The organism is Corallococcus sp. CA053C (assembly GCF_003611675.1).
Taxonomy (GTDB): domain Bacteria; phylum Myxococcota; class Myxococcia; order Myxococcales; family Myxococcaceae; genus Corallococcus.
Window position 1 is genome coordinate 1 of the sequence record NZ_RAWA01000598.1, and the last position, 4,322, is coordinate 4,322.

2 protein-coding genes are annotated in these 4,322 nt (G+C 71.7%); one reads left to right on the forward strand and one right to left on the reverse strand.

Translation table 11 applies throughout. From position 1 onward, the window contains the following. A partial coding sequence (locus D7V97_RS40645; RefSeq protein ID WP_368669010.1) for a patatin-like phospholipase family protein occupies window positions 1–3,080 on the reverse strand: 3,080 nt, incomplete at its 3' end. A 220-nt stretch (window positions 3,081–3,300) separates the two neighbouring features. Here D7V97_RS40645 and D7V97_RS40650 point away from each other — a divergent pair. Then, entirely contained in the window at window positions 3,301–4,269 is a 969-nt protein-coding gene (locus tag D7V97_RS40650; RefSeq protein ID WP_120615931.1) for a 3-oxoacyl-ACP synthase III family protein, read from the forward strand. The last annotated feature ends 53 nt before the right edge of the window (window positions 4,270–4,322 follow it).

A 4,322-nucleotide genomic window follows, 5' to 3' on the forward strand; every position in this document is an offset into this window, starting at 1 on the left:
TATAAGAGACAGGCGTACTCCACGGCCTCGAGCGCGAGCAGCCGCGCCAGCTCGGGAGCGCCCCGCTGGTCCTGGCGCTCCGCCTCGGTCAGGAGGGTGCGCATCCGCACATCCGCCTGGGCCTGCTGAAGCTCCATCAGGTAGCCGCGGTAGTTCTCCATCATGCTCGCCGCTTCCTGCATCACGCCCTGGGTGAGATCGCGCTGCGTCGTCAGGACGGTGAGCACCACCCGGGAGGCCTGGCCGTTCGTGGCCCCCCGCGGGCCGTTCGGGGGCAGCCGCACGGGGGACTCCAGCTTCGGCTGCTGCTGGAAGACGCGGTGTTTCAGGTAGTCCGCCAGGGCCTTCGCGCGCTGTTCGGCGGTGGGCTCGTCCGGCGCGGTGAGCTGGATCTTGAAGGACGTGATCTCCTTCTGGGTGTGGAGGTACTCCACCAGCTCGGAGAGGACCTGGTCGCTCGTGGACCTGAGCTCGGAGCGGCCCGAGAGGTCGCGGAAGACGAGGGGGAGCGTCAGCTCGATCTGCTTCGGCGTCTTGTCGTCGCTGGCGTCCCCCATCAACTGGAGCCACCGCGCGTTGTTCAGCCGCTTCCTCCACGCGGTCCGGGCCCGGAGGACCGCGGCGTCCACCTCGGGGCTGCTCTGGGCCCGCTCGACGATCTGCTGGCCGCTGCCGAAGCCCAGCAGCGTGGCAGGGGAGAGCTGCGGCTGGTACACGATGGTCTCGCCATCGCGGCTCTGAACGGTCCCCACCAGCCGCCCCATGATCTGGAGCAGCCGGAGGCCGTCCTTGATGCGCAGGCGTGGATTGAGCTGGCGCCAGAGCGGCCCCACCCAGCGGACCGGGTAGCTCCGCGACCGGGGGGGGACGCGGGAGATGGGGTTCGCGGCGATGAGGATGTCCGCGCCTTCCGCCCGCAGGACGTTCGCCGGCACGTTGGCCACCAGGCCGCCATCCAGCAGGCGGCGGTTGCCGATGAGGGTGGGACCGAAGAGCGGAGGCAGGGCGCTGCTGGCCCGGACTCCGCGCCCGATGGAGCCGGTGCGCAGGTCCCACTCCACACCCACGTCCGCGTCGGTCACCACGGGGAAGAACGGCACCTCCAGCTCATCGAGGGGCCACGGGCCGAGATGGAAGTCGGTCCACAGCTCCAGGATCGCGCTCGACACGGCGGAGAGACTGACGATGGGCAGCATGATGTGGGCCTGCCTGATGAGCAGCTCGAGCGCCCTGCGACGTCCGACGCAATAGAACGCCCCCACCACGGCGCCGAAACTGGAGCCGGAGACCATGTCGATGGGCACCCGCAGCTGGGAGGCCTCCTTTCCGTCCTCCGGGTCGCGGGGGTCCAGCTTGTCCAGCAGGGCGATGCTCACGAAGCCAAAGGGCCCGCCTCCCCCGAGTGCCAGCCCGACGCGGCGCCCGGTGGCGGCCCGCGCCCAGCGCTCGAAGGATTCCCTGGGGGACTCCAGCCCGGGGCCGTCCAGCGACGTGGGCAGCGGTCCTTTCTGGAGCCACGATTCGGGGAAGAGCAGGCGGACCGCCCCCATGGGCCACTCGTCGGGCTCCTCGGGCTTGCCGCGCGTGCACAGCCGTCGCAGCTGACGGCCCGCGGCCCGCTTCATCAGGCCGGCGGCGCGCGTGGCCCGCTCCGTCCTCGCCAACGGCACCTCGCGCTGGAAGAGCTCCGCCAGCGCGAGCCCCAGGCCCGGCTCGGGTTGGGGTCGTGGCAGGCGGAGCAGTCCGGCGTGGATGCGCTTCACCCGCTGGGGCAGGTCGAGCGCGGGGGGCTGCCGACCCCTGCTCAGGCTGAGGTACTTGAGGGGCTCCTCGGCCGGCACCTGCTGCGACAGCTGCTGGAGCACCTCCTGGCGTCCGCGGGCCGTGAGCGCGGACGTGTCCACCAGGGTGACGTTGGTGCGGCCCGCGAACTCGCTGACACCCTGACTCCACGGAGTGCTCATCCAGGTGGTCGCCGTGCTCTTCGGAAGCAGGGGCTCCACGTCCGTCCGGACGGGGGGGCGCTCACCGTGGGCCACCCAGCCGCTCATGGCCTTCGCGGGCCTGTCGATCCGCAGGGGGCCATTCTCCGGCGCGCCCTCCACGAGCCGCACCACGAGCACGTGCTCATGCAGGTGGACCGCCATCCGTTCGGCGAGGAGCTCTCCCAGGGCGCTCCAGGGCGGCAGGCCCTCCTGCTGCTCACCCCACACGATGACCTGATGCGCCGTGGGGGGCGCTGGCGTCCCGAGCCGCTCGGGGCATCCCCTCACGACGGCCCGGTCGAAGTCCGGCTCCTCGGACTGGACGCGCTCGAACCACTCCCTGCCGATGCGGAAGGCGCGGGCGTCCTTCTCCTTGTCCCCGCGGAGGTGGAAGCCGAGGGTGCCCTTCTCCTCGGGCCTCAACATCACGGACCCCGGCAGCGGCGTGTGGGTCAGGAATTCATCGAGCCCGACGCAGGTGGGGGCCGCGAGCCTGGAGATGGGCCCGCTGGACGAAGCGATGTCGCAGCACCCCTTGAGCACGACGTAGAACCCATCCGGGACGGCGGGCTCCAGGAACAGCGGCGTGGCCTCCGGGCCTGCCTTCACCTTCACGGGCGTGGCGCCCTCCACGAGCCGGAAGAGGTCCGCGTCCTGGGCGTTGGCCAGCCGCGGCGACTCGCTCAGCACGCGCACCAGCTCCACCGCGGCCTCTTCCGCTTCGCGGGCGTCCAGAAGGCGCTCGAGGAGCGCGTCCCCGTCATGAAAGGCCTGCTCGAATCGTTCGCCCGGCAACTCCAGGAGCTCGGTGGGAACGACGGCCCTGGCGTCCGCTTTCTCCGGACGGAGCACGTCGTCGCTCTTCCAGCGGGCCAGGGTCTTCAACCCCAGGACGCTCCCCGGCCCGAGCACCCGCACGCCGCGCGGCAGGGAGGGGCAGCGCCGCTCCACCTCCATCTCGCCAGAGCGGACGAAGCGCAGGGCGGGCGGCCGCTTCGCGAGCGTGTCTCCGGGCCGGAGGGTGACGGGCCTCAACAACGGTGCCAGTGCCGACCACCAGGCCTCCTGCTCGTTCTCGGCGGTGCGCGACGACATGGATTGCTCCCCGGACTCAACGCGTCTTGTTCAAGGGTAAGCACCTGCGCTCGGGCTCCACGGGCACCAGGCATCCGCTTTACCGCGCGGAGGCGCCCTGTCGTGTCATCCCCGGAACCGTTGCTCCGGCGCGTCGGGCCGCCACGGTGGGCTCGGGTGGTAGCTTCCTCCGTTGGCTTTCAGGGGGGATGCGGATGGAACAATTCCTGGCGGTGGCGCGGTGATTCCGGTCCGGATCCTGGGGACGGCCAGCGTGCTGCCGGAGCGCGCCGTCACGACCGGGGAGCTGGCGGTGGCCCTGGGACGCGACCCCGCGGCCATCGAGCAGAAGACAGGCATCCGCACCCGCCACTGGGCGCCCCCGGGGACTTCGCTGGCCGGGCTGGGCGCCGAGGCGCTTCGCCAGGCCCTCGACGCCGCGGGGCTGGAGGCCCGGAGCCTGCGGCGCCTCCTGTTCGTCTCCTCCACCGGAGGCGACGTCCTCATCCCGGCCACCGCCAACCGCGTCGCCGCGGAGCTGGGGCTCGCGGGCACGTGTGACGCGTTCGACCTCAACAACGCCTGCATGGGGTTCGTCTCGGCGTTCGACGTGGCCAGCCGCTCGGTGGCGACCGGGCTTGCGCCGGTGGCCATCGTGGTGGTGGAGCTCGGCTCGCGCATCATCTCGGTGGAGGATCCCCGGCCCTACCTCGTCTTCGGCGATGCCGCCGTGGCCGCCATCCTGGGCGTGGCCCGCGAAGGGGAGGGGGTGTTGGGCGCGGCCTTCGCCAATGACGGCACCCTGTCCTCGGACGTGTGGATGGCCCACCCCCTGGTGACGGGCGTGCGCGAGCGGGTGCGCTTTGAAAGCTCCCACCAGCGCATCGCGGAGGTGGCCCTCCAGGCGCTGGAGAACGCCACCCGCTCCGTGCTGGAGCAGGCGTGTCTGTCATTGGACGATGTGGATTGGGTGCTGCCGCACCAGCCCAACGGGGCCATGCTGCGGCTCATCACCGAGTCGCTCGGGGTGGAGCCGGCGCGCATCGTCCCCGTTGTCGACCGGGTCGGCAGCGTGGGGGCCGCCTCCATTCCCTTGAGCCTCGACTGCTTGCTGCGCACCCGCGTGGTGCGGGCCGGGGAGCGGCTGCTGATGGTAGGCGTCGGGGCGGGGGTCTCCTCCGGCGCCGTGCTCTACCAGGTCGGCGGATGAATCCGGGGGCATGAGCGGCGGGCTGCCATTCCCCCCCGCCCCCGGTGTCTCTC